At 68.6% G+C, this 24,403-nt stretch carries 20 protein-coding genes; 9 read left to right on the plus strand and 11 right to left on the minus strand.

The window, feature by feature from the left end:
- Positions 1–60: 60 nt before the first annotated feature.
- Both ACFSVL_RS26865 and ACFSVL_RS26870 read right to left on the minus strand, forming a co-directional pair.
- Positions 61–1,611: an FAD-dependent oxidoreductase gene (locus ACFSVL_RS26865; RefSeq protein ID WP_378308329.1), complete on the minus strand. Its 1,551-nt coding sequence runs from the start codon at positions 1,609–1,611 to the stop codon at positions 61–63.
- Complete coding sequence (locus ACFSVL_RS26870; RefSeq protein WP_378308330.1) at positions 1,608–2,630, minus strand: methyltransferase; 1,023 nt, start codon at positions 2,628–2,630, stop codon at positions 1,608–1,610. The genes ACFSVL_RS26865 and ACFSVL_RS26870 overlap by 4 nt, the downstream gene beginning before the upstream one ends.
- Positions 2,631–3,079: 449 nt before the next feature.
- Here ACFSVL_RS26870 and ACFSVL_RS26875 point away from each other — a divergent pair, with 449 nt between their 5' ends.
- On the plus strand, positions 3,080–4,594 hold the full coding sequence (locus ACFSVL_RS26875) for an FAD-dependent monooxygenase (protein WP_378308331.1): 1,515 nt from the start codon (positions 3,080–3,082) through the stop codon (positions 4,592–4,594).
- Positions 4,595–4,847: 253 nt separating this feature from the next.
- The gene (locus ACFSVL_RS26880; RefSeq protein WP_378308332.1) at positions 4,848–8,522 is read left to right on the plus strand and encodes a multifunctional oxoglutarate decarboxylase/oxoglutarate dehydrogenase thiamine pyrophosphate-binding subunit/dihydrolipoyllysine-residue succinyltransferase subunit; all 3,675 of its coding nucleotides are present in this window, start codon (positions 4,848–4,850) and stop codon (positions 8,520–8,522) included.
- Between the two features lie 81 nt (positions 8,523–8,603).
- On the opposite strand, the gene ACFSVL_RS26885 is transcribed toward ACFSVL_RS26880, so the two are convergent.
- Positions 8,604–9,068 (minus strand): nitroreductase family deazaflavin-dependent oxidoreductase, encoded by a 465-nt coding sequence (locus tag ACFSVL_RS26885; RefSeq protein WP_378308333.1) that lies wholly within the window; start codon positions 9,066–9,068, stop codon positions 8,604–8,606.
- Between the two features lie 149 nt (positions 9,069–9,217).
- Here ACFSVL_RS26885 and ACFSVL_RS26890 point away from each other — a divergent pair, with 149 nt between their 5' ends.
- The 4 genes from ACFSVL_RS26890 to ACFSVL_RS26905 all read left to right on the plus strand — a co-directional run bounded on the left by ACFSVL_RS26890 (position 9,218) and on the right by ACFSVL_RS26905 (position 12,942).
- Positions 9,218–10,456, plus strand: coding sequence for an FAD-dependent oxidoreductase (locus tag ACFSVL_RS26890; RefSeq protein ID WP_378308334.1), 1,239 nt, complete (start codon positions 9,218–9,220; stop codon positions 10,454–10,456).
- A gap of 76 nt (positions 10,457–10,532) precedes the next feature.
- Positions 10,533–11,747, plus strand: a complete 1,215-nt coding sequence (locus ACFSVL_RS26895) for an MFS transporter (RefSeq protein WP_378308335.1) — start codon at positions 10,533–10,535, stop codon at positions 11,745–11,747.
- Between the two features lie 5 nt (positions 11,748–11,752).
- Positions 11,753–12,280, plus strand: a complete 528-nt coding sequence (locus ACFSVL_RS26900) for a GNAT family N-acetyltransferase (protein WP_378308336.1) — start codon at positions 11,753–11,755, stop codon at positions 12,278–12,280.
- Between the two features lie 65 nt (positions 12,281–12,345).
- Positions 12,346–12,942, plus strand: coding sequence for a hypothetical protein (locus ACFSVL_RS26905; RefSeq protein ID WP_378308337.1), 597 nt, complete (start codon positions 12,346–12,348; stop codon positions 12,940–12,942).
- Between the two features lie 4 nt (positions 12,943–12,946).
- On the opposite strand, the gene ACFSVL_RS26910 is transcribed toward ACFSVL_RS26905, so the two are convergent.
- The 4 genes from ACFSVL_RS26910 to ACFSVL_RS26925 are packed head-to-tail and all read right to left on the minus strand — an operon-like array spanning position 12,947 to position 16,318.
- Positions 12,947–13,840, minus strand: coding sequence for an ABC transporter substrate-binding protein (locus ACFSVL_RS26910; RefSeq protein ID WP_378308338.1), 894 nt, complete (start codon positions 13,838–13,840; stop codon positions 12,947–12,949).
- Entirely contained in the window at positions 13,837–14,541 is a 705-nt protein-coding gene (locus tag ACFSVL_RS26915; RefSeq protein WP_378308339.1) for an ABC transporter permease, read from the minus strand. The genes ACFSVL_RS26910 and ACFSVL_RS26915 overlap by 4 nt, the downstream gene beginning before the upstream one ends.
- On the minus strand, positions 14,538–15,230 hold the full coding sequence (locus ACFSVL_RS26920) for an ABC transporter permease (RefSeq protein ID WP_378308340.1): 693 nt from the start codon (positions 15,228–15,230) through the stop codon (positions 14,538–14,540). The genes ACFSVL_RS26915 and ACFSVL_RS26920 overlap by 4 nt, the downstream gene beginning before the upstream one ends.
- The gene (locus ACFSVL_RS26925; RefSeq protein ID WP_378308341.1) at positions 15,230–16,318 is read right to left on the minus strand and encodes an ABC transporter ATP-binding protein; all 1,089 of its coding nucleotides are present in this window, start codon (positions 16,316–16,318) and stop codon (positions 15,230–15,232) included. Before ACFSVL_RS26925 ends, ACFSVL_RS26920 begins: the two co-directional genes overlap by 1 nt.
- 96 nt (positions 16,319–16,414) lie before the next feature.
- On the opposite strand from ACFSVL_RS26925, the gene ACFSVL_RS26930 reads away from it, so the two are divergent.
- Complete coding sequence (locus ACFSVL_RS26930; protein ID WP_378308342.1) at positions 16,415–17,839, plus strand: bis-aminopropyl spermidine synthase family protein; 1,425 nt, start codon at positions 16,415–16,417, stop codon at positions 17,837–17,839.
- Positions 17,840–18,374: 535 nt separating this feature from the next.
- Here ACFSVL_RS26930 and ACFSVL_RS26935 read toward each other — a convergent pair.
- Positions 18,375–19,250 carry a TIGR03620 family F420-dependent LLM class oxidoreductase gene (locus ACFSVL_RS26935; protein WP_378308343.1) on the minus strand — a complete coding sequence of 292 codons (876 nt, stop codon included), beginning with the start codon at positions 19,248–19,250 and terminating at the stop codon, positions 18,375–18,377.
- A gap of 93 nt (positions 19,251–19,343) precedes the next feature.
- Entirely contained in the window at positions 19,344–20,525 is a 1,182-nt protein-coding gene (locus tag ACFSVL_RS26940; protein ID WP_378308396.1) for an NAD(P)-dependent malic enzyme, read from the minus strand.
- A gap of 372 nt (positions 20,526–20,897) precedes the next feature.
- Here ACFSVL_RS26940 and ACFSVL_RS26945 point away from each other — a divergent pair, with 372 nt between their 5' ends.
- Positions 20,898–21,506: a dTDP-4-dehydrorhamnose 3,5-epimerase family protein gene (locus ACFSVL_RS26945; protein ID WP_378308344.1), complete on the plus strand. Its 609-nt coding sequence runs from the start codon at positions 20,898–20,900 to the stop codon at positions 21,504–21,506.
- Here the strand turns inward: ACFSVL_RS26945 and ACFSVL_RS26950 are convergent.
- Together ACFSVL_RS26950 and ACFSVL_RS26955 are read right to left on the minus strand one after the other, a co-directional pair.
- Positions 21,503–23,125 carry a GMC oxidoreductase gene (locus tag ACFSVL_RS26950; RefSeq protein ID WP_378308345.1) on the minus strand — a complete coding sequence of 541 codons (1,623 nt, stop codon included), beginning with the start codon at positions 23,123–23,125 and terminating at the stop codon, positions 21,503–21,505. The two genes, ACFSVL_RS26945 and ACFSVL_RS26950, sit on opposite strands and share 4 nt — an antisense overlap.
- 123 nt (positions 23,126–23,248) lie before the next feature.
- The gene (locus ACFSVL_RS26955) at positions 23,249–23,725 is read right to left on the minus strand and encodes a hotdog fold domain-containing protein (protein WP_378308397.1); all 477 of its coding nucleotides are present in this window, start codon (positions 23,723–23,725) and stop codon (positions 23,249–23,251) included.
- 86 nt (positions 23,726–23,811) lie between these two features.
- On the opposite strand from ACFSVL_RS26955, the gene ACFSVL_RS26960 reads away from it, so the two are divergent.
- Positions 23,812–24,402 (plus strand): acid phosphatase, encoded by a 591-nt coding sequence (locus ACFSVL_RS26960; protein ID WP_378308346.1) that lies wholly within the window; start codon positions 23,812–23,814, stop codon positions 24,400–24,402.
- The last annotated feature ends 1 nt before the right edge of the window (position 24,403 follow it).

Below are 24,403 nucleotides of genomic sequence, written 5' to 3' on the forward strand. Positions count from 1 at the left end.
GAAGGGAACCCTGAGGGACTCTGATTCCCTCAGGGTTCCCCTCACGGACCTCACGTGCCCTCAGACAGAAATGTGCGCGTGCCGCAGCACCGCGCGCACGACGGCGGCCGACATCTGGTCGCCGCGGTCGGCCACGTAGCCGTCCGGGCGCGCCAGGATCCAGCCCGTCGTCGAAAGACCGAGCGCCCGCCGCAACGCGCCGTCGGCGTCCGGCAGGTCGCCGCCCGGACCCGCCACCTGCGGCACCACCCACCCGCCCACGGACGGCAGGTCGTCGCGCGCCGCCTCCGGACCGAGCACCAGCGTCCAACCCGGTTCGCGCAACTGCGCCAGCAACGCTTGCCACGCCGGGGTTTCCGCATCCGCACCGGCGACGACCGACAGCCGTTCGCCCACCCGCGGTCCAGGACCGGCTTCCGCGGCACCGTCCGCATAGGACAGTCCCAGCGCGGACATCCCGCCCATGATCTTGCGCTCCAGCTTGCCGCGCAGCGCCGAAACGTTGCGCATCACGCCGAACGCCACCGGCAGCACCGCGGCGACGTACGGGTTTTTCAGCTGTACCAGGAAAGTCGCCTTCTTCGTGGTGCGCAGCAGCTCCGCGCCCACCGGCACCCGCTCGCGCGAGTACGTGTCGAGCAGCTGCTCGTCGGCGTGGCCGTCGAGGACCATCGCCAGCTTCCACGCGAGGTTGTACGCGTCCTGCACCCCGGTGTTCATGCCCTGGCCGGACGCCGGGCTGTGCACGTGCGCGGCGTCGCCGGCGACCAGACAGCGGCCGGACCGCATGGTCGGCACCATCCGCTGCTGGATGGAGAACACCGAGACCCACGTCGGCGGCGAAACCACGGTCGGCACGCCGGTCGCCGCGGACACCTTCTCCGAGAACCGCCGCGCCACCGCCGCATCGTCGCCGGTGCCCGAGTACGCGACGTCTCGAGTGTCGAGCAGCCGCCACTTGCCCTCGTCCGGGAATGGCACCATCATCACCGACCCGCCCGGGGTCCGGATGAGATGGATGCTGTCGCGCGGCAACGCGGTGTCCGCCTGCGCGTCGGCGATCAGCCAGGTCTCCGACGAATCGCCTTCGAGCTTCAGCCCCAGCTTCTTGCGCACCACGCTGTGCCCGCCGTCGCAGCCGACCAGCCAGTCCGCCGAGGTCTCCTCGACCTGTCCGTCGCGTTCGAGCCGGACCTTGACCCCGTCCCCGGTATCGGTGAAGTCGGCCAGCGCGACGCCCCATTCGACCTCGACGCCCTGCTTGGCCAGCGCGGTCCGCAGCACCTCCTCGGTGATGACCTGGTCGACCATCAACGTGAACGGCAGCCGCGTCGGCAGCCGCGAGTAGTCCGCCCGCAGGCCGACCATTCGCTTGCCGCGCATGTGAATCGTGAACGCGCGCACCTGCTGCCCGCGCGGCAGCAGGTCGTCGAGCACGCCCATCTGGTCGTAGATCTCCAGCGAACGCGGATGCGTGGCCAGCGCCCGGCTGGTCACCGCGGGCCCGGCCGCCCGGTCCACGATCCGCACCCGCACGCCGCGCCGGGCCAGTTCGTGCGCCGCGGTCAGCCCGACCGGCCCGGCGCCGACCACCAGGGCTTGCGCACTCACGGTTTCACCGCGACCACAACGGTGTCGTTGCCTCGCGGCAGAGTCGTGGCAGCCCGGAACTCCAGCCCTGCCTCGTCCAGCCACTTCCGCAGCTGCGGCACGGTGTACTCGGAACCGCCGTCGGTGATCAGGCCGACGTTGATGCTGCCGATCAGGCTGCGCAGGTCCGGGTTCTCGGCGTCGAGGATCTGGTCGTACACCACGACCGCGCCCCCGCTCGGAATCGCGTTCTTGGCCCGCACCAACAGTTCCACCCGGCGTTGCGGGTCCCAGTCGTGCAGCACGTGGCCGAACACGACCACGTCGGTCTCCGGCAGCGGCGTCTCGAAGAAGTCCCCGGGGTGGAACGTGACCCGGTCCGCGACGCCCAGCTCCGTCATCAGCTCGTCGAAGTGCGGCTCGATCGGCGGCAACTCGAACACGCCGCCGTGCAGATGCGGGTGCGCGACGCACAACTGCGCCGCGACGTTGCCGCGCGCGCCGCCGACGTCGACGAAGCTCTTGTACGCAGACCAGTCCACGTGCTCAGCCAGCTGCGGCGCGACCAATGCGTTGTTCGCGTCCATGTGCACCAGGAAAGCCTTGGCGCGCACCGGATCCTCGTACAGCTTCGCGAACGCGCCGTGCCCGCCGATGTCCGCCTTCGGCTCGCCGTCGCGCAGGGCCTCGGACAACTTGCCCCACATCGCGTAGTGCCGCTGCGCGGTCGTACGGACCCGCGCGCCGAGGTAGCCGCCGCCGGGCGCGCCCGGAACCAGCACCTCCGCGGCCGCCGGCGCGTTGCTGAACTTCTCGCCGTCGCGCTCCAGCAGGCCGAGCGCGGCCAGCGCGTGGAGGAAATCGCCGGTAAACCGTTCGTGCAGGCCGAGTTCCCCACGGATCTCGTCGGCCGTCCGCGGCGCGGCGGCGAGCAGTTCGAACACCCCCAGCTCGACCGCGCTGTGCAGGATCTTCGACTGGGTGAACAGCATGTTGAGGCGGGCGATCGCCTGTGCGTCCACTGTGGTGTGGGCAGTCATCCCGGGTCGTACCTGCCTTCCGTTTCGGTGGGCCGCGGGCAGGACCGCCGCGGAAACCCTCGTTTTCGGCGATGCTTCCGCCCGGGTCTCGAAGGCCCCTCGATGCGCTCTCGACCCCCGTGCCAGGGCTCCCGGCAGTCCACAAAGGACGCCAGAAGCGCCGAAATGCCCGATTGATGTCCGCATGACCATTTCTGAAGGTCCGTGAAGGGAACCCTGAGGGAATCAGAGTCCGTGAAGGTTCCCCTCACGGACGAGAACCCCGCGCCTCGGCGACGACACCGCGCCAACCTGAGTCCCGCCTTCCCCTTCGGCCTGGGCAGACCCGCCTCAAGCGCCGCCACACCGTCCAAAACCGCTCGTCGAGCGCTGAATCCCCAGCACAACGCGTATGGCCGCGAACCGGAGCCGTGCTCCAGGCTTGACGGACCGACAACAGGGACGGACACATGGGGAGCACCGGGATGGATGTCGACTTCGACGTGGTGATCGTGGGCGGCGGCCCGGTCGGGCTGATGCTCGCGAGCGAGCTGGGGCTGCAACCGGGCCGCGTGCTGGTGCTGGAACGGCTCGCCGAACCGAGCGGGCAGTCCCGTGCGCTCGGGCTGCACTCGCGCACCGTCGAGGTGCTCGACCAGCGCGGTCTGCTGCCGCGCTTCAGCGAAGGCGCGCCGGTGTGGCCGAAGGGCCACTTCGCCGGCATGCGCCTGCTCGATCTCAGCAAGCTCAACGGACGGCACACCTACGCGCTGATGGTCCCGCAGTCACGCACCGAGGCGATCCTCGAAGAGCGCGCACGGGAACTGAACGTCGAGATCCGCCGCGGGCACCGGCTCACCGAACTGGAGAACGGCCCCGACGCCGTGGTCGCCACCGTCGACGGCCCGGACGGCGAGTACCAGATCCGGTCCCGCTACCTCGTCGGCTGCGACGGCGGCAGCAGCCTGATCCGCAAGCTGGCCGGCATCGACTTCCCCGGCACCGCCTCCAACATCGACGCGATGCTCGCCGACGTCCACCTCGACCAGGTGCCCGACGGACCGCACCTGGCCCGCTGCAAGGGCGGCGTCTTCGGCACCGTGCCGCTCGGCGGCGACCTCTACCGCGTCGTGTCGGTCGAGTTCCGCCCGCCGACCGCGCACCGCGACGACCCGGTCGACCTCGAGGAGCTCGCCGCCTCGGTCAAGCGGGTCACCGACCAAGAGCTCCAGATGCGCGACCCGGTGTGGCTGTCGCGCTTCGGCGACGCGACCCGCCAGGCCGCGCAGTACCGCAAGGGCCGCGTCATGCTCGCCGGCGACGCGGCGCACGTGCACTTCCCGGCGGGCGGGCAGGGCCTCAACACCGGCATCCAGGACGTGGTGAACCTCGGCTGGAAGCTCGCCGCGGTCGTCAACGGCGGCCCGGACGCGCTGCTCGACACCTATCACGACGAACGCCATCCGGTCGGTGCGCGCGTCTGCTTCAACACCCAGGCCCAGCTGGCCCTGATGGACCCGCGTCCGGAGATCGGCCCGCTGCGCGAGCTGTTCGGAACGCTGATGGAGTTCGACGAGGTCAACCGCTACCTCGCGGAGATGATCACCGCACTCGACGTGCGCTACCCGACCCAGCCCGCCTCGGACCACCCGCTGGCAGGCACCCGGGTGCCGGAGTGGTCGATCGTCGTGGACGGCCAGTCGACCACCACGATGAAGCTGCTGCACTCCGGCCGCGGCGTGCTGGTCGACCTCACCGACGGGCCCGCGGTGGCCCGCACCGCCGCCCCGTGGCTCGACCGGCTCGACCTCGTTTCCGGCTCCCCGTGCACCAGCGACGTCCCCGCCGCGTTCCTGCTCCGCCCGGACGGGCACGTCGCCTGGCTCGCCGAAAGCCCCGACACCGACCCCGCCGACCTGCGCGAAGCTTTGCGCGCGTGGTTCGGACCGGCGCCGGTGCGCTCGCTGCCCGCCGCGGCGAGCTGACCGGGTCCGCGTCGCAGGGGCAGGCCCTGTGGCCGGGATCACCTCAAACCGGCCGAGGTGAGGGCATTTGGCCCTTGCGACGCGTACGGTGGGCCCTGCTGTCTGTCCGGCCGGGCCTCTCAACCGATCCAGACAATGACCTGTCTCACGAGCGTCCAGGTGGCGTGTTTCGGGCCACCGGCAGAGGACTAGCCTGGCGGTCAGCAGATGCTTGTGATATCGGATCGAGAATGGATAGAGGCGAGAGCCAGCCGTGGCCAGCAGCAGTCCCGCATCGCAGTTCGGTGCCAATGAGTGGCTCGTCGAAGAAATGTACGAGCGGTTTCTCGCGGACCCCCAGTCGGTAGACGCCGCCTGGCACGATTTCTTCGCCGACTACAAGCCCACTCCGGGCGGCAACTCCGCGCTGGCGGAAGGGAACGGGGAAGCCAAGGCCGCCGCGCCGGCTCCCGCCGCGAAGCCCGCCCCCGCGCCCGCCGCCAAGTCCCCGGCCGCTCCGGCCCCGGCGGCCAAGGCCCCGGCCGCCAAGCCCGCCCCGGCGGCGAAGCCCGCGCCGGCCAAGTCCGCTCCCGCCGCGAAGGACGCCGAGCCGGAGTCCAAGCAGCTCCGCGGCGCCGCGGCGGCGATCGCCAAGAACATGGACGCCTCGCTGTCCGTGCCCACCGCGACCAGCGTGCGCGCGGTCCCGGCGAAGCTGATGGCGGACAACCGCATCGTCATCAACAACCACCTCAAGCGCACCCGCGGCGGCAAGATCTCCTTCACGCACCTCATCGGCTACGCCATGGTGCGGGCGCTGAAGGACTTCCCGAACATGAACCGGCACTACCAGCTGATCGACGGGAAGCCGTTCGCGATCACGCCGGAACACGTGAACTTCGGCCTCGCCATCGACATGAAGGGCAAGGACGACTCCCGCACTCTCGTCGTGGCCTCCATCAAGGCCACCGAGAACATGACGTTCATGCAGTTCTGGCAGGCCTACGAGGAAATCGTCAAGAAGGCCCGCACGAACAAGCTCACCGCGGACGACTTCGCGGGCACCACCATCTCGCTCACCAACCCGGGCGGCATCGGCACGAACCACTCGGTGCCGCGGCTGCAGGCGGGGCAGGGCGCGATCATCGGCGTCGGCGCGATGCAGTACCCGGCGTCGTTCGAAGGCACCAGCGAGAAGACCCTGGTCGACCTCGCGGTCAGCAAGATCATGACGCTGACCTCGACTTACGACCACCGCATCATCCAGGGCGCGGAGTCCGGCGAGTTCCTGAAGCGGATCCACGAGCTGCTGCTCGGCGAGGACGGCTTCTACGACGACGTCTTCACCAGCCTGCGGCTGCCGTACGAGCCGATCCGCTGGGTCGCCGACATCCCGGACGGCCCGGTCGACAAGACCGCGCGCGTCATGGAGCTGATCGAGGCGTTCCGGATGCGCGGCCACCTGATGGCCGACACCGACCCGCTGAACTACCGCCAGCGCAGCCACCACGACCTCGACGTGCTCAGCCACGGCCTGACCCTGTGGGACCTGGACCGCGAGTTCGCCGTCGGCGACTTCTCCAGCCGCGAGCGGATGAAGCTGCGCGACATCCTCGGCGTGCTGCGCGACTCCTACTGCCGCACGGTCGGCGTGGAGTACACGCACATCCTCGACCCCGAGGAGCGGCGCTGGATCCAGGAGCGCGTCGAGGTCCGGCACAGCAAGCCGGAGCCGTCCGCGCAGAAGTACATCCTGTCGAAGCTCAACGCCGCCGAGGCGTTCGAGACCTTCCTGCAGACCAAGTACGTCGGCCAGCGGCGGTTCTCGCTGGAAGGCGGCGAGACCCTGGTCCCGCTGCTGGACACGGTGCTCGACAAGGCCGCCGAGGCCGAACTCGACGAGGTCGTCATCGGCATGCCGCACCGCGGCCGCCTGAACGTGCTGGCGAACATCGTCGGCAAGCCGATCAGCCAGATCTTCCAGGAGTTCGAGGGCAACCTCGACCCGGGACAGGCGCACGGCTCCGGCGACGTGAAGTACCACCTCGGCGCCGAGGGCAAGTACTTCCGGATGTTCGGCGACGGCGAGACCCGGGTGTCGCTGGCGTCCAACCCGTCGCACCTGGAGACCGTCGACCCGGTGCTCGAGGGCATCGTCCGCGCCAAGCAGGACGTCCTCGACAAGGGCGGCGAGGGCTACACCGTGCTGCCAGTCCTGATGCACGGCGACGCGGCCTTCGCGGGCCAAGGCGTCGTGGCCGAAACCCTGAACCTGGCGCTGCTGCGCGGCTACCGCACCGGCGGCACCGTGCACATCGTCGTCAACAACCAGGTCGGCTTCACCACCGCGCCGGAGCACTCGCGCTCCTCGCAGTACGCCACCGACGTCGCGAAGATGATCGGCGCGCCGGTCTTCCACGTGAACGGCGACGACCCCGAGGCCGCGCACTGGGTCGCGAAGCTGGCGGTCGACTACCGCCAGGCGTTCCACAAGGACGTCGTGATCGACCTGATCTGCTACCGCCGCCGCGGCCACAACGAGGGCGACGACCCCTCGATGACCCAGCCGGCGATGTACGACATCATCGACACGAAGCGCTCGGTCCGGAAGATCTACACCGAATCGCTGATCGGCCGCGGCGACATCTCCGTCGAGGAGGCCGAGGCCGCGCTGCGCGACTTCTCCAGCCAGCTCGAGCACGTCTTCAACGAGGTGCGCGAACTGGAGAAGCACCCGGCGAAGGCGAGCCCGTCGGTCGAGGGCGAGCAGCAGATCCCGGCGAAGGTCACCACCGCCGTGTCGCCCGAGGTCGTGCAGCAGATCGGCGACGCGTTCGTCAACCTGCCCGAGGGCTTCACCCCGCACCCGCGGGTCAAGCCGGTCATGGAGCGGCGGCACAAGATGTCCCGCGAGGGCGGCGTCGACTGGGCGTTCGGCGAACTGCTCGCGTTCGGGTCGCTGGCGCTGGAAGGCCGTCTCGTGCGGCTGTCCGGCCAGGACTCCCGGCGCGGCACCTTCACCCAGCGGCACTCGGTGTTCATCGACCGCAAGAACGGCCAGGAGTACTCGCCGCTGCAGCACCTGGCCGACGGCCAGGGCCGCGTGATGATCTACGACTCGGCGCTGTCGGAGTACGCGGCCGTCGGCTTCGAGTACGGCTACTCGGTGGCGAACTCCGACGCGCTGGTGATGTGGGAAGCGCAGTTCGGCGACTTCGTCAACGGCGCGCAGACCGTGATCGACGAGTACATCTCCTCCGGCGAGGCCAAGTGGGGCCAGCGCTCGGACGTCGTGCTGCTGCTGCCGCACGGCCACGAGGGCCAGGGCCCGGACCACACGTCCGGCCGGATCGAGCGGTTCCTGTCGCTGTGCGCGGAAGCGTCGATGACCGTCGCGGTGCCGTCCACCCCGGCGAACTACTTCCACCTGCTGCGCCGGCACGCCCTCGACGGCATCCAGCGTCCGCTGATCGTCTTCACCCCGAAGTCGATGCTGCGGAACAAGGCGGCCACGTCGACGGTCGAGGACTTCACCGGCCAGAGCCGGTTCATGTCGGTGATCGACGACGCCACGCAGGACCCGGCGAAGATCCGCAAGGTGCTGCTCACCTCGGGCAAGCTCTACTGGGAGCTGGTGGCCGAGCGCGAGAAGCGCGGCGCGGACGACGTCGCGATCGTGCGGATCGAGCAGTACTACCCGCTGCCGAAGAAGAAGCTGCTGGCCGCGGTGGAGCGCTACTCGAACGCGCAGAAGATCATGTGGGTCCAGGAGGAGCCGGAAAACCAGGGCGCGTGGCCGTTCTTCGGCCTCAACCTGCCCCGGAAGTTCCCGGAGTTCTTCACCGGGCTGGACGTGGCGGCGCGCCGCCCGATGGCCGCCCCGTCGGCCGGTTCGTCCAAGGTGCACGACGTCGAGCAGAAGGCGCTGATCGCCAAGGCGTTCGACTGAGTCTCGGTTAGCTGAAGGCCGCCGCGGGAGCGTTCCGCGGCGGCCTTTTGCGTTGCGGGGTCGTGAGTGGCGATCCCGGTTCTAACCGGCATCGCCACTCACGACCCGAAACACCGCGATCCTCCCCGCAGCCGCGGCCGCCGCCACCCCGTCCGGCGTAGGCGACTCCGCCAGCCCCGTGGTCACGTAACGCCTCCCCACACTCGCCGCCCCAGCCGCCACCGCCTCGCGCAACACCGGCCCCCGCTCCGCGACTGGCAACTCAACGAACCGCACCCGCCGCGACCGCCGCCCGCGAGACAACGTCCCTTCCCCGGCCGCCCGCACATTCGCCACCCACGCCGCCTTCGGGAACGCCTGAATCAGGTACTGCTCGCCCCGGATCTTCAATACCGCCAACGGAAACGTCCTCGGCTCGCCGCTGCGCCGCCCGGGAACGGTGAGCAGTTCCATCGGCCCGAACGCGACCCCCGCGCGCTGCAGGGCGGTGATGAACCGGTTGATCGTGTTGACCTTGCGCCGGTATCCGGCTGCCTTCGTGTCCATGGCCGCAAGCGTACGCCAACTCATACGAGTTTCATACTTTCTCGAACTCATAGACATACCTTCTGGTTATGCCCGGGGTACCAGAACGGCAGTGGCGACACCCCCGCCGGACCGCGTTCACTGGTTGACAAACCCTGAGGAGGGCAGAAGTGCACTACGACGTCGTCGTGGTCGGAGGCGGTGCTGGGGGTATCGCCTCCGCGGCCGGGGCGGCGCGAACCGGGGCACGGGTGCTGCTGGTCGAGCAGTACCCGTACCTGGGCGGCGCGGCGACGATCAGCTCGGTGCTGACGCTGTGCGGGTTCTTCGACCAAACCGGGGAACAGGTCGTCGCGGGCGTCGGCGAGGACGTCCTGCGACGGCTGCGGCACCGCGGCGCCTACGAGGAAAAGACGATGGGCTGGACCGGCAACAAGATCGTCTTGCTCGACCTGGAAACCACCAAGGTGGTCTACGACGAACTCGTCGCCGACGCCGGCGTGGACGTCCTGCTGCACACCAAGCTCATCGGCGCGAAGCGGACGCACGGCGTGGTCACCGAGGTCGAACTGCACCACCGCGGCGGCCTGGAACGCGTCACCGCGGGCGCGTTCATCGACGCCAGCGGCGACGGCGCACTCCTGGCCGCCGCTGGCGCCGCCGTCCGCATCACCCCGCTGAGCGACCGGCAGACCTGCACCCTGGTCTGCCGGTTCTCCGGCGTCCCCGACGACGCCGACCTTTCGCGCGAGGGCCTGCGCGCCGCGATCGCCGCGTACCACCGGGAAACCGGCGTCCAGCTGGCCCGCGACTACGGCATCGCCGTGCACTTACCCTTGACCCGCAACGTAATCGCACTCCTGGTGGACGAGCAGACCGACGTCCTGGACGCCGCCGCACTCAGCCGCGACGAAGCCAACGCGCGCCAGCAAGCCTGGCGATACCTCGACGCACTGCGCAAACACCTCCGCGGCTGGTCGTCAGCGCGCCTAGAGGAAACCGGCCCGCAACTAGGCATCCGCGAAGGACGCCACCTGGTCGGCCGCGAACAACTCACCGGCCGCGACGTCCTGACCGCCCGCAAACGTCCAGACGCGTCCATCGGCCGCTGCGGCTGGCCGATCGAGGACCACGCGGGACCCGGCATCACCCGCTACGAACCGATCGCCAACCGAGGCTGGTACGACCTGCCTTATGGCGCGATCTGCTCCGCCGACACCTCGAACCTCTGGGCCGCCGGCCGCCTGACCAGCTCAGACGACGACGCATACGCCTCCGTCCGGGTCATGGGCACCGCCTTCGCGACCGGCCACGCCGCCGGGATCGCCGCCGCACAGTACGTCGACGGCCGAGCCCACGACATCCGCGCGATCCGCGCCGAACTACACCGCCAGGACGCACTGGCCTGATCCGCCACCCTCCCGGCTTGACCCGCCACGCCCGGTAACGAGAACCTTCCGGAACCATTCCCCGGAAGGAGCCCCCATGCCGAGCCGCTATCGCTGGGTTGTCCTGCTGCTCTGCTGGGCGGTGTTCACGATGACCTCGGTCGACCGGTCGACGTGGGGCCCAGCGTCGTCAGCGGTCAGCGACTCCCTTGGCGTCCCGCTCGCCGCACTAGGGATCTTCGCCACCTGCTACTACATCGGCTACGTCGTCTCCAACACCGCGGGCGGCTTCCTCTCTGACTGGATCGGCAGCCGCGCGGTCCTGGGCGTCAGTTCACTGGTCGCCGGCGTCCTGATGGTTCTCTTCGGCTCCACCACGTCCATCGCCTGGGGCCTGACTCTGCAAGCCCTGCTGGGCCTGTTCGCCGGCGTCGACTTCTCCGCGGGCTTGAAGCTGATCACCTCGTGGTTCCGCCCAGCAGAGCATGGACTGGCGAGCGGCATCTTCATGACTGCGACCTCACTGGGCACGGTAGTAGCGAACGCCGTCGTCCCCACCCTGGTGAAAACCAGCGGCTGGCCGGTTTCCTACCACCTCTTCGGCGGCGTCACCATCGCCCTCGGCCTGCTGTGCCTGGCCTTCATCCGCAACGGCGCTCCCTCCACCGCCCCCGCCCGACGCTCCCTGCCCAACCCACGCCCGCTCTTCCGCAACCGAGACCTACTGCTGCTGGGATTAGCCGGTTTCGGCGGCCTGTGGGGCACCTACGGCTTCGTCACGTGGTCCAACACCCTGATGATCCGCGGCGAACACATCGACCCGGTACGCGCTGGCGTAGTCCTGGTGATCTTCTCCGGCACCGCAGTAGTCATCAAACCCTTGATCGGCTGGCTCACCGACAAAATCGGCCTAGGCAGGCGAATCCCCATCATCGCCGTCCTCATTCTCTTCGGTGCCGCCCTGCTGACCTTCGGATCTCTCAGCAGCTACAGCGCTTTCCTAGTGGTAGCCCCGATCCTGGGCATCGGCGCCTACGCCTACAGCCCGCTCACCGCCGCCATGATCCCCGCCCTGACCGGCGCAGGCCTAGCCGGCTCCGCCGCGGGCGCGGTGAACGCGTTCTGGCAACTAGGCAGCGTCATCGTGCCCGCCGTAGTAGGCCCGGTCTTCCACGCGACCGGCTCGTTCTACTCAGCGTTCCTCACCCTCGCCGCGGGCCCCGTCCTAGGCGCGGCAGTCCTCCTCTTCATGCGCGACGACCGCCCGGCCCCGAAATCAATTTCCGCACAGCCCGCCCCTCAGGGAAACTGAGCACCATGCAGATTCGCCAGTCCACCGCGGACGACGCCCCCGCGATCCACGCCGTGCACACCGCCGCGTTCCGCGTCCACAACCCGAACGTCACCGGCGAAATGCCCGAAGCGAAACTAGTCACCGAACTCACCGCCGACGGCGATCTGCTCCCCGCCCTCTCGCTAGTCGCACTCCAGGACGGCGAGGTCATCGGCCACGCCTGCGCCAGCCCCGGCCGCCTCGGCGACGACCCCAATTCCGCCATCGGCTTCGGCCCGCTAGGCGTGCACCCCGACCACCAGCGCAGCGGCGCAGGCTCCGCCCTGGTCCACGCGACGATCGGCGCGGCCAACGCACTGGGCTACGGCCTGATCATCCTGCTAGGCGACCCCGGCTACTACTCCCGCTTCGGCTTCGCACTGGCCGACACGCTCGGCATCACCCCGCCGGTACCGGAATGGGCCCCGCACTTCCAGGCGCTGCGGCTAGCCGCGTACGACCCGGCGAACCGAGGCGCGTTCCGTTACGCAGCGGCGTTCGACCGGCTCTGAACTTTCCGTTCACACAAGCAAATACCTCCGTGTCGTTTCAGCCGATCCGGGCTTACGTTCAGGCAATGGCGAACGAACTGACCATCCCGCTCCTCCCCTGCCCCTCCATCGACGAGATCGCGTCGTTCTACGAGATGCTCGGCTTCGAGATCACCTACCGGCAGACGCGGCCGAACCCGCACGTCGCGCTGCGGCGGGAAGACATCAACCTGCACTTCTTCGGAATGGACGACTACGACCCGGCGCAGTCGTACAGCACGTGCCTGGTCATCGTGCCGGACATCGGCGAACTGTTCGAGGCCTTCGCGGCGGGGATGCGGTCCGTGCACGGGAAAGTGCTCGTCTCCGGCATCCCGCGGATGACCCGGCCGCGGCTGCGCAACGACCGGTACACCGGGTTCACCGTCATCGATCCGGGCGGCAACTGGATCCGGATCCACAAGGCCGCCAAGGAACCCGAAGCGCAGACCAAGCTCGCGAAAGCACTGGAAAACGCCGCACGGCAGGCGGATGCGCGCGGCGACGAACGCCAGGGGCTGAAGATCCTGGAAGGCGCGCTGAAGCGGGCGAACGGCGACGAGCCGGAGCTTCCGGCGGTGCGGGAGTACCGCGACGAGCTGGTCGAACGGATCGAAGGCTCCGCGCCGCGTCCAGGTGCCTGACCGCTTACGACGTCAGCAATCCATTCCGCTGCAAAAATTCCCCAGCGATGTCCTTAGCATTCCGCTTCTCATCCGTGTATTGCACATTCAACTCGGTTAACTGCTCTGTGGTCAACGCTGCCGAGACCCGGTTCAACGCCGCGGTCTCGGCATCGTTCAACGTCCCCTTAGCCACCAACGGAACGATATTCTGCGCCGGGAACATATGCTTGTCGTCATCCAACGGCACAAACCCATTGGACGCGATAGTCGCCGACGTGCTGAACAAATCCGCCACCTGCACGTCACCCGACTTCAACGCCGCCACCGTCACCGGCCCGCCGGTGTCCGTCGTGCGGATTTCCTTGAACTCGCACCCGTACAACTGCTTGATCCGGTCCTTCCACCGGCTGCTCCACTGCCCCGGCCCGCCCATCACCAGGTCCTTGCAGCGCGGCCCGAGATCGGAGAACGTCTTCACCCCGGTGGCCGCGAGTTCCTTGCCCACCACGAGCAGATCCTTGTCCTGCGCGGGCGACTGGTCGAGCACGGTGAACCCGGCCGGAATCTTCTGCTTGAGCTGGGCGTAAACGTCTTCCGAAGTGGTCGCCGCGGTATTCTTGTCGAAGTACCGCAGCAGGTTCCCCGAGTAATCCGGAACCACCGACAACGACTTGTCCTGCAACGCCTTCACCACGACTTCGCGACTGCCGACCGGCGGCCGCACCGTGACGTTGTGCGCGCCGACATTCCGCAACGCCCCGGCATAAATCTGGGCCAGCAAAGAACTTTCCCCGACATCGGACGCGCCGATGATGATGTCGCCGGTATTGCCGCCCTCACCACCGCCGGACAGCGGGTTTCCGCATGCCGAAGCCAGCAGCGCCAAACCGGCCACCAGGATCCCCCACCGCTTCACGCCGTTCCTCCCGCAGCCACCGCCCGGCCGGACGCTGCCTGCGCCGCCAGCCGTACTCCCTTAGGCACCAAGGCCCGCTGCACCGTGGCGAGCAGCAGGTCGACCACGATCGCCAGCAGTGCGGTCAGAATCGCGCCCGCGACGACCTCGGTGTAGTCCAAAATGGCCAGTCCGTCGAGCAGGAACCGGCCGAGACCGCCAAGACCGACGTACGCGGCCACCGCGGCGGTCGCGATCAGCTGCAGCACCGCATTGCGAACTCCGCCCAGCACCAAGGGGAGCGCGATCGGCACCTCCACTTTCCACAGTCGCTGCCAGCCGGTCATCCCGATGCCCTGGGCAGCGTCGACGACATCGTGCTCGGCTGCCTGCAGACCGGCGTAAGTGCCCGCCAGCACCGGCGGGATCGCCAGCACCACCAGGCCGATGATCGTCGCCGTCGTGCTTTCGGTGAAGAGCAGGAACAGGAACGTCACGAGCCCGAGCGTCGGCAACGCGCGGATCGCGTTGCCGACGCCCACCAGCACGACGCCGCCGCGGCCGGTGTGGCCCACGAACAGTCCAATCGGGATCGCGATCACCAGCGCGATGACCAGCGCCAGCGCGATGTAGCCGACGTGCTGCGCCAGCCGGGCGAGAATGCCGCCCGAACCCTGCCAGTTCGCGGCGGTGGTGAACCAGGTGAAAACGTCGCCGATCATCCCGCCACCTCCGCGACGGGCGCGCGGCCCGCTCTCTCCCAGGGCGTCAGCAGATTCCGCAGCACCACCAGCAGCAGATCGACAATCAGCGCGAGCAGCATCGTCAGCACGATTCCGACCACGATCGGCGAGAAATACTCCCGCTGGAATCCGTCGGTGAACAACACGCCCAGCGCGCCGGTACCGATCAGCGCACCGACACTGACCAGGCTGATATTGCTCACCGACGCCACCCGCACCCCAGCCGCCAGCACCGGCACCGCGAGGGGCAGTTCGACGCTGAAGAACCGTCGCGGCGCACGGTATCCAATCGCCGTGGCAGCAGCGACGATGTGCGGCGGCACCGCTTCGAGCGCGTCCAGCACCGGCCGCACCAGCAACGCGGTGGTGTAGATGGTCAGCGCGACGATCACGTTGACGCTGTCGAGAATCTTCGTCCCGATAATGCCGGGAATCACCACGAAAAGCGCCAGCGACGGAATCGTGTACAGCAGATTCCCGACCACCAGCAGCACACTGCGCGCGGGCCGCCAGCGATGTCCGAGCCAGCCGAACAGGATCGCCAGCACAATGCCCGCGACCAGCGGCACCAGCGCGAGATAAATGTTGTCGAGAAGGTTGGCGAGGATTTCGCCGCGATTGTTCGCGCTCGACAGATAGCGGCCGAGTTCGCCGAAGAAGTCGCCCATCAGGACGCCTGCGGGGAGGCCTCGATTACATCCAAGACCTGGTGCGCGACCACCGTCCCGAGCACGCGGTTCTCGTCGTCCACCACGACTCCGAGGCTGGCCGGCGACGACAGCGCCGCGTCGAGCGCCCCGCGGATCGGCGTGCCCTGCACGTACAGCGATCCGCCCGCCACGAGGTCGGTTTCCGCCAGCGGACCGTCCACAGTGGAACCCGGGGGCAGCCAGCCGCGCGGTTGTTTCTCGCCATTCACCGCGAGCAGCCAGCCCTCCGACGGACCGTCGATCTTGCTGCCGAGGTCGACCGTCCGAGCAGGCGACACCTCGACACCGCTGGCCGGCAGGAAGGAAAGCCCGCGATACCCGCGATCACGGCCGACGAACGACGCGACGAAATCGTCCACCGGATGCCGCAGCACCTCGGCCGGCGTGCCGTACTGCGCCAGCTTCCCGCCGACGCGCAGCACCGCGACCTTGTCACCGAGCCGCACGGCCTCGTCAATGTCGTGCGTGACGAACACGATTGTCTTGCCCAGCTGGGATTGCAGCCGCAGCAGCTCGTCCTGCAGCCCCTCCCGGACCACCGGGTCGACCGCGGAAAACGGTTCGTCCATCAGCAATACCGGCGAGTCCGCGGCGAGCGCCCGCGCCACCCCGACGCGCTGCTGCTGCCCGCCCGACAGCTGTGCCGGATACCGCTTGCCCAGCTCCGACGGCAGGCCAACCGTTTCGAGCAGCTCACTCGCCCGGGCGCGCGCTTTGCGTTTGTCCCATCCGGACAGCAGCGGCACGGTGGCGATGTTGTCGAGCACTGTCCGGTGCGGAAAGAGACCGGCGTGCTGGATCACATAACCGATGCCGCGGCGCAGCACCGCCGGGTCGCCTTCGCTGACATCCTTGCCGTCCAGCAGCACCGCGCCGGAGGTGGGCTCGACCATCCGGTTGATCATCCGCAGCGAGGTCGTCTTGCCGCAGCCGGACGGACCGACGAACACCGTGATCGTGCCGTCTTCCACGGTGAGCGAGAGGCCGTCGACCGCGACCGTGCCGTCCGGATAGCGTTTGACGACGTCTCGGAATTCGATGGTCACAGACTTCTCCCCACGTCCGGTGCAGAGTCCGACGGTAGCCCACTCGCGCGGCCTTGGCAGCCCGTCCCGCAGGGTGGCCTACTACTCTCGGACCCCGTGACCGCCCTAGACGACGTCCTCGCCGCACACGGCGCCGCCGTCCGCCCGCTCTACGAAGTGCTCGTCCTGCTGCGCAACGGCTCGTATGAATTGGCCGACCTAGTACGGCTCACCGCTGCCCCGCGCCGAAGCGTCGAAGACCTACTGGCGGCGCTGGAACCAGACCTAGAACGCTCCCCGGCCGGCGTCCGAATCGCCCCCGCATCACGCGCCACCTACGCGTCATACTCCTTGCCCCCACTGCCCGACCCGCTAGACGCCGCAGTCGCCGCCCAGCCCGCCCTCCTCACCATGCTGGCCGAACGAATCGCCGCCGTCCCGCCGCCGCTGGCCGCACTGGACCACGTGCAGGCAACCCCGGAGACCGTGCTGCGCCGCGCATTGTGGCTGAACTCTCGCTACGACCTCCGCCGCAGCAAAGTCCTCTTCCTAGGCGACCACGACCTGACGTCCCTGGCCGTGCGCGCCGTGTGCCCAGAAGCCGAACTGTCCGTAGTGGACCTGGACGAACGCGTTCTGTCCTACCTGGACACAACCGGCGAACGCAGCATCTTCACCGCACACGCCGACCTGCGTGTAGGCCTGCCACCCGCCCTGACCGGCAAGGCAGACCTGGTGTTCAGCGATCCGCCCTACACCCCCGAAGGCATGGGCCTCTTCGCCGCACGCGCCGTGCAAGCCTTGCGCGAACCCACCGAAGGCCGAATCCTCCTGGCCTACGGCTACAGCCCACGCCACCCTGCCCTAGGCGCGCAGGTGCAACGCTCCCTCGCCACCCTGGGCCTGACCTACGAGGCAATCCTCCCGGACTTCAACCGCTACACCGGCGCGCAAGCCATCGGCAGCGCAGCAGACCTGTATGTCTGCCAGCCGACCGCGAAAGCGAAAAAGTCCTTCGCCCGCAAGGGAAGCTCGGCGATCTACACGCACGGCCCACAGTCGGTGGAGTCGGCAGGCACCAAACCAGGCCTGCTGGCCGCCGCCCGGGAAATCGCCTCCGAAGGCGGCCTAGCCCTGGAAACCCGCCCAGTCGGCTGGGCCACCTCCGCCCCAGAAGGCGACGCGGTCGCCATGGACCTCACCGCAGACCCCGGCCCCTGGCTCCTGCGCACCCTGCTGGGCACCAACGCCCGCCGCCTAGCGCTGCTGCTGCCGAACAACCACCCCGACCTAGCGGACGCGGCCGCACAAGCGTCCCTGACGTCGCTGGTAGCGGACAAATACCGCCTGCGCCTCCTCCGCAGCACCCCCGACAACCGCCACGCCATCGTCGCCGCCGACCTGGTAGACCACCCGTCCGACCTGCTGACCCGAGCCCACGCAAGACTGGCGAACGCCGCACTGAACGTCCCGTCGGACCTGGCAGACCTGCGCCTGGTGGACGTACCCCGACACCGCCTGCCAGAACTACTCCCCGGCTAACCCCCAAGCGGGTGAGCGGCCAGATTGAAGCTCACTGAGCGGCCAGATTGCAGTCCCCCTAGCGGCCAAATCGCAGTCACCGCCCCCGACCAGCGCAATCGCTCCCGCCTACCCGCAACACAGCCCCACGCACAGCTTCCACTGCCAGCCAGAGTCCGTGAGGGGAACCCTCACAGCCCCAGATTCCCTCAGGGTTCCCCTCACGGACCTCCAGATATGGTCATGCAGGCATAAAACGGGCACATCGGCCAGCGTGCGGCCACGCAGCTTAAGCCCCTGGCATTGGCCCCAGATTCCCCCAGGGTTCCCCTCACAGACCACCCGGCAGCCAAGGCACCCGGCAGCCAAGGCACCCAACCAGCCGTGCACCCACACCACCCCCGCACCCCGATACGAAGCCCCAATGCGGTCTGAGGGTGCTTGTCAAGGCATCTTTCCCGCCTTGACAAGCACCCTCAGACCGTCATCACAATTGGCTTCGGGGTGCCCCCACGCCAAACGAGGCGCAATGTCGCCGCCAGGCGACGAGCCCGACCTAAAACAACCCCCCAGCCAACTCCCGGTAAACCCGCCTCACCTCATCGTCATAGACCTGCAACCGCACCCCCGGCAACGCAGGATGCATCTGGTACTTCCCCGTAACCACCTGCACCACAACATGATCCGCCCCAGCCGTCGCATGCTCCCCCAGCCGCCGGACAACCGAAGCGACATCCCCCAACGCCACCAGATCGTCAATCAACCGATCAGACCCAGCCCCAGCCAGATCAGCCTCCGAATACCCCAACCGCCGCAAATTGCTCGTGTAATTCACCAACCCCAAATACGGATGCTCCACCCGAGGCCGAGCCACCTCCCGAGCCCGCTCCACATCCGCATCCAGCACCACCTTCTGCTCCGGCGCCACAAACCCCGAAGCCCCCAACGCCTCCCGAGCAACCCGCGTATGCGCAGGCGGCACCAAATACGGCACCACCCCACCAGCCCGCTCCGAAGCCAACTCCAGCATCTTCGGCCCCAACGCAGCCAACACCCGCCCCGAAACCGGCACCTCACCCGCATCCAGCCCATCAAGGAACCGCCGAACCGCATCCATCGGCCGCTCATACCCGACCGACTGCTCCCGATGCCCAGCTCCAATCCCGAGCACAAACCGCCCAGGAAACCTCGAAGTCACCCGCTGATACGAGGCCGCCAACACCGAAGGATCACCCCGCCACACATTGACGACACTCGACCCCACCACCAACGACTCGGTAGCCGCCAAAAGCTCGTCAATCCCAGCCAGATCAACCCCCGGCCCACCGAGCCACAGCCCGGAATACCCCAGCTCCTCGATCTCCGCCGCCATCGCCGGGGTAGTAAACGCCCCGACCTGCCACACGCCGTACCCGCGCAATCCGATCTTCATCAGACCACCGTGGCGCGCAAAAAATGGACCAGCAAGTCCAAAAAGAAAGGCTCCCCGGCAGCAAAGCCGGGGAGCCCATCCGAACGAAAACCGTCAGCCGGTCACGCCGTCCTGCTCAGCCGCCTTCGCGACCGCGGCAGCCACCTCAGGCGCCACCCGCGGATCCAGCGGGCTCGGCACGATCCGGTCGCGCCCCAGGTCGTCCGAAGCCACCGCCACGATCGCCTCCGCGGCAGCCAGCTTCATGTTCTCCGTGATCGCCCGGGCCCCGGCGTCCAGCGCGCCCCGGAACACCCCGGGGAACGCCAGCACGTTGTTGATCTGGTTCGGGAAGTCGCTCCGCCCGGTCGCGACGATCGCGGCGTGCCGCGCCGCGACCTCCGGGTGCACCTCCGGGTCCGGATTGGACAGCGCGAACACGATCGAGTCATCCGCCATCGTGGACAGCAACGAGGGGTCAATCGTCGCCCCGGACAGCCCGAGGAACACGTCCGCCCCGCGCAGCGCCTCGGCGAGACCGCCGGTGAGCCCGGCCTTGTTCGTGGTCTCCACCAGCTGCCGCTTGATCGGGTTCAGGTCCTCGCGCCCGGCGTGCACGATGCCGCGCGAGTCGAGCACCGTCACGTCCGCGACGCCCGCCGCGAGCAGGATCTTCGCGCAGGCCACCCCGGCCGCGCCCGCCCCGGACACCACGACCCGCTCGCCGGCGATGTCGCGGTCGAGCACCAGGTTCGCCCCGCGCAGCGCGGCGAGCGTGACGATCGCGGTGCCGTGCTGGTCGTCGTGCATGACCGGGCAGTCCAGCGCCTCCTTGAGCTTGTCCTCCAGCTCGAAGCAGCGCGGCGCGGAAATGTCCTCGAGGTTGACCGCGCCGAACGACGGGCGCAGCCGCACCAGGGTCTCGACGATCTCGTCGACGTCGGTGGTGTCGAGCACCAGCGGGATCGAGTCCAGCCCGCCGAAGGTCTTGAACAGGACCGACTTGCCCTCCATGACCGGCAGCGAGGCGCTCGCGCCGATGTCGCCGAGGCCGAGCACCGCGGTGCCGTCGCTGACCACTGCCACGAGCCGGTCCGCCCAGGTGTACCGCTTCGCCTTGGCCGCGTCCTCGGCGATCGCGCGGCTCACCTTCGCCACGCCGGGCGTGTAGGCGATCGAAAGGTCGCGCGGGTCGGAGATCGGCCGGGTCGCCGCCACGGAGAGCTTGCCGCCCTCGTGCCCGGTGAAGATCTCGGCGTCGGTCACGGCCGCGACGGTGCTGGCCTGGTCGGTCATCGGGGTTCCTGTCGTGCGGATGACGGAAGCGGGCGGATGGGTCTGGGTCATCGAACGTACTCCTGGGACTGCGAGCGGGGGACCACCTTGTCGACGGGCGAAGACGCACCCGTCGAGAGTGGGACTCGTCCTCCGGACGGCAGCCCAGCGCGGTAGCGCCGGCCTGTCGGCGAGGCGTCTCGGCGGCCATCCGATCCGTGGGGTGTGGCGATGGCCGCGGACGCTGCGGTCCGCCAATCATGACAGGCCCCCGGTCGCACCCGACCCCTCGGTGCGGTTCATGTCACAGATTCCCGATTCCCAAGACGTCCGTCCGGTTTCGGAAGCAGTTCCGTTCCGGGTCCGGAAATCGCACTCGATATGGTGACGGCCATGGACTTCCGCCCGCTCAAGGTCCCCGACGCTTTCGAGTTCGTCCCGCGCGTGTTCCCCGACGAACGCGGGCTGTTCGTCGCGCCGTTCCAGGAGGAGGCGCTCGTCCGCGCGGCCGGGCATCCGCTGCGGGTCGCGCAGACGAACCACAGCGTTTCCCGCGCGGGCTCGATTCGCGGCGTGCACTTCGCCGACACCCCGCCCGGGCAGGCGAAGTACGTCTACTGCCCGAGCGGTTCGCTGCTGGACGTGGTCGTGGACCTGCGCGTCGGCTCGCCGACGTTCGGCGAATGGGACTCGGTACGGCTCGATTCGACCGAATTCCGCGCGGTCTACGTGGCCGAGGGAATCGGGCACGCCTTCATCGCGCTGGAAGACAACACCGTGATGGCGTACCTCTGCTCGGAGCCGTACAACCCGGCAGGCGAGCACGGCGTCAACCCGCTCGACCCGGAACTGGACCTGCCCTGGCCCGCCGATCTGGCACCCATTGTGTCCGAAAAGGACAAAGCCGCGCCGACCCTGGCCGAAGCGCTCGGCCAGGGTCTGCTTCCGTCCTACGCGGATTGCGTGTCGTACTACGAAAAGCTGCGGTCAGCGCACCGCTAGGCGCGCACGCCGTCCTCGGCGATGACCCGTTCGATATTGCGCTCGGCCAGCGCGGTGATCGTCACGAACGGGTTCACGCCGGTGCTTCCCGGGATCAGCGAACCGTCCATCACGTACAGGTTCCGGTACCCCTTCACGCGCCCGTAGTCGTCGGTCGCCTCGCCGAGCACCAATCCGCCAAGCGGGTGGTACGTGAACCGGTTCTCGAACGCCCGCGTGTCGCCGAAGAGGTCGTAGCGGTAGATCGTGGAGTTCGCCTCGTTGATCCGGTCGAACAACGACTTCGCCGCGTCGATCGAGCGCTGCCCCTGCTCCGGTGCCCACTGCAGTTTCGCCGAATCGCTGGCCGCGTCGTAGGTGAAGTGGCCGCGCTCGGGGTTCTTGGTGATCGCCAGATAGAGGCTCGCCCACGTTTCGAGCCCGGCGGGCACCGGCGCGATCTCGGCGAACACCGGATTCGCGGGGTTGTCCCAGTCGTCGATGCCGAGCGCGGGCATCCCGGCCTCCAGGCTGCCGGTCGTGTCCCACACGTGGTTAGCGCGGCCGAGCATCACGTTGCCGTTGGTGCCCCAGCCCTGCCCGACCGCCTCGGACAGCCGCGGCAGCCGTCCGGTCTCGCGGGCGCGCACCAGCAGCTCAGTGGAGCCGAGGCTGCCCGCGCCGAGGAAGAGGTACTTCGTGGAGAGGTGCTTGGTGGCGAGCACGTTGCCGAGAGCGTCGGACTCGCGCACGACGAGCGTGTACGTGCCGTCCTGCTGCTGGATGATCTCGCGGACCTCGTGCAGCGTCTGGATCGTCACGTGCCCGGTGCCGAGCGCGGCGGCCAGATACGTCTTGTCCAGCGAGCGCTTGCCGGCGTTGTTGCCGTAGATGACCTCGGACGCCAGCGCCGAGCGCTCGACTGTGCCCGCCTCTTCCTTCTTCATGTACTCGAAGTCGTAGACGCTCGGCACGAATGTGGTCTTCAGCCCGGTCTTCTGCGCGGCTTTCCGCGAAACCCGGGCGAACTGGTAGGACTTGCAGGTCTCGAACCAGTCCTCGTCGATGTGGTTCACGCCGAGGCCCGCGTTGGCGCGCGGGTAGTACTTGCCGTACATCTCGTCGGCGTCCACCCGCGGCAGGATTTCCTCGAAGTACGACCGCTTCGGCTGCACCGCCATCGCGCCGTTCACCAGCGAGCCGCCGCCGACGCCACGCCCGACGTACACCGACATCCCGCCGTAGTTCACCCGGTCCAGCACCCCGGCGTACGGATCGATGTCGTGGTTCGCGATATCCAGCCAGAGGAACGACGCGAGTGGCGCCTCCGTGCGCTTCTTGAACCACATCGACCGCCGGTCCGGCTTCAGCATGTCGCAGAAGACCTTGCCGTCCGGCCCCGGCTCGTTCCACAGCTGGCCCATTTCGAGCATCACCGTGGGCACGCCCGCCTCGCCGAGCCGCAACGCGGTCACCGCGGCGCCGTACCCGGTGCCGATCACCACCGCGGGCGAGTACTCCGGCAGCGGCGCAACGGTCGCGGCACGCGCGGTCGTCGCCGAAATGCTGGTCAGTCCGAGGGCCGCGGCGGAGTTCAGCGCGGCGAGGCCGAGGAATCGGCGACGGTTGAGGGAGGCCATGCCCGGCATGCTGACCTGCCCCCGAGCGCCCTGGCAAGGCCAAAACGAACGCTATTCGCATTTGCCCAGTAAACGGTGTTAAGTTTCACTCGGCCGGGGTAACGCGAAGTACAGGTTTCCCGGTCAGGCGGCTTTCCGGGGCGTGACCCACACCGTGATCGTCGCGGTCACCACCTCGGTCCCGCGCGCGTCCACGATCCGCACCGGAACCGGAAGATCGAATCCCTTGTCGCCGAACTCCGGAATCTCCGGCAATTCGGCGATCGCGCGCAACCCGGTTTCGGCTTTCGCGACGTAACTCACTTCCATGCCCTTGGGCAGCCACCGGTGCGTGGCCGGGACAGTGGCCTCGGCCAGCATGCCCATCGCGATCTCGGCGAGGTTGCAGGCGGCGATCGCGTGGAAAGTCCGGATGTGGTTGTGCACACCCCACCACTTCGGCGCGGTCACCGAACAGTGGCCCGGACGGATGTCCCGGATGGTCGGCAGCACGGTGCCGAAGTAGGGCACGCGCAGGCACATCGCGGCGGAAAACAGCTGCTTGCCGCCGGGTTTGGCGGCCAGCTTGCGCCACAGCCCGTACGTCGACGGCGAACCCATCAGCACCTCCCAGGTGAAGTTACTCATGAGTAGCGAAGCACACGACGAGCCTGCCGGGCAAACCCGCCCCGGCTATATTCGGCCGCGTGGCACATCGGCTCTTTCTTCTCCGGCACGGCCAGACCGAATGGTCGTCGAACGGCAAGCACACCGGACGCACCGACATCCCGCTGACCCCGGCGGGCGAGGACCAGGCGCGCGCGGCGGGCGGCACCCTGCGGACCCTGCTCGGCGGGCCAGGGCTGGTCCTGTCCAGCCCGCGCGGCCGCGCGCTGCGCACCGCGGAGCTCGCCGGCCTGCGCGTGGACGAGGTCACCGAGGACCTCGCCGAATGGGACTACGGCGACTACGAAGGCGTCACCACGCCGACGATCCGCGAAACGGTTCCGGATTGGACCGTCTGGACCCGCCCGATCCCCGGCGGCGAAAGCGCGGAGGACGTGCAGGCGCGCGCGGACAAGGTCCTCGACCGGGCCCGGCGCGAAATCGAGAACGGCGACGTCGTCCTGGTCGGGCACGGGCACTTCAGCCGCGTGCTCGTCGCGCGCTGGCTCGGCCTTCCCGGCACCTCGGGCGTCCACTTCGGACTGGACCCGGCCGGTCTCGCGGTGCTCGGCGACGAACGCGGCGAACCGCAGATCGAGCACCTGAACCTGCTGCCCGCGCTGGAGGGATGAA

Source organism: Amycolatopsis silviterrae (assembly GCF_042684085.1).
GTDB classification, from domain to species: domain Bacteria; phylum Actinomycetota; class Actinomycetes; order Mycobacteriales; family Pseudonocardiaceae; genus Amycolatopsis; species Amycolatopsis silviterrae.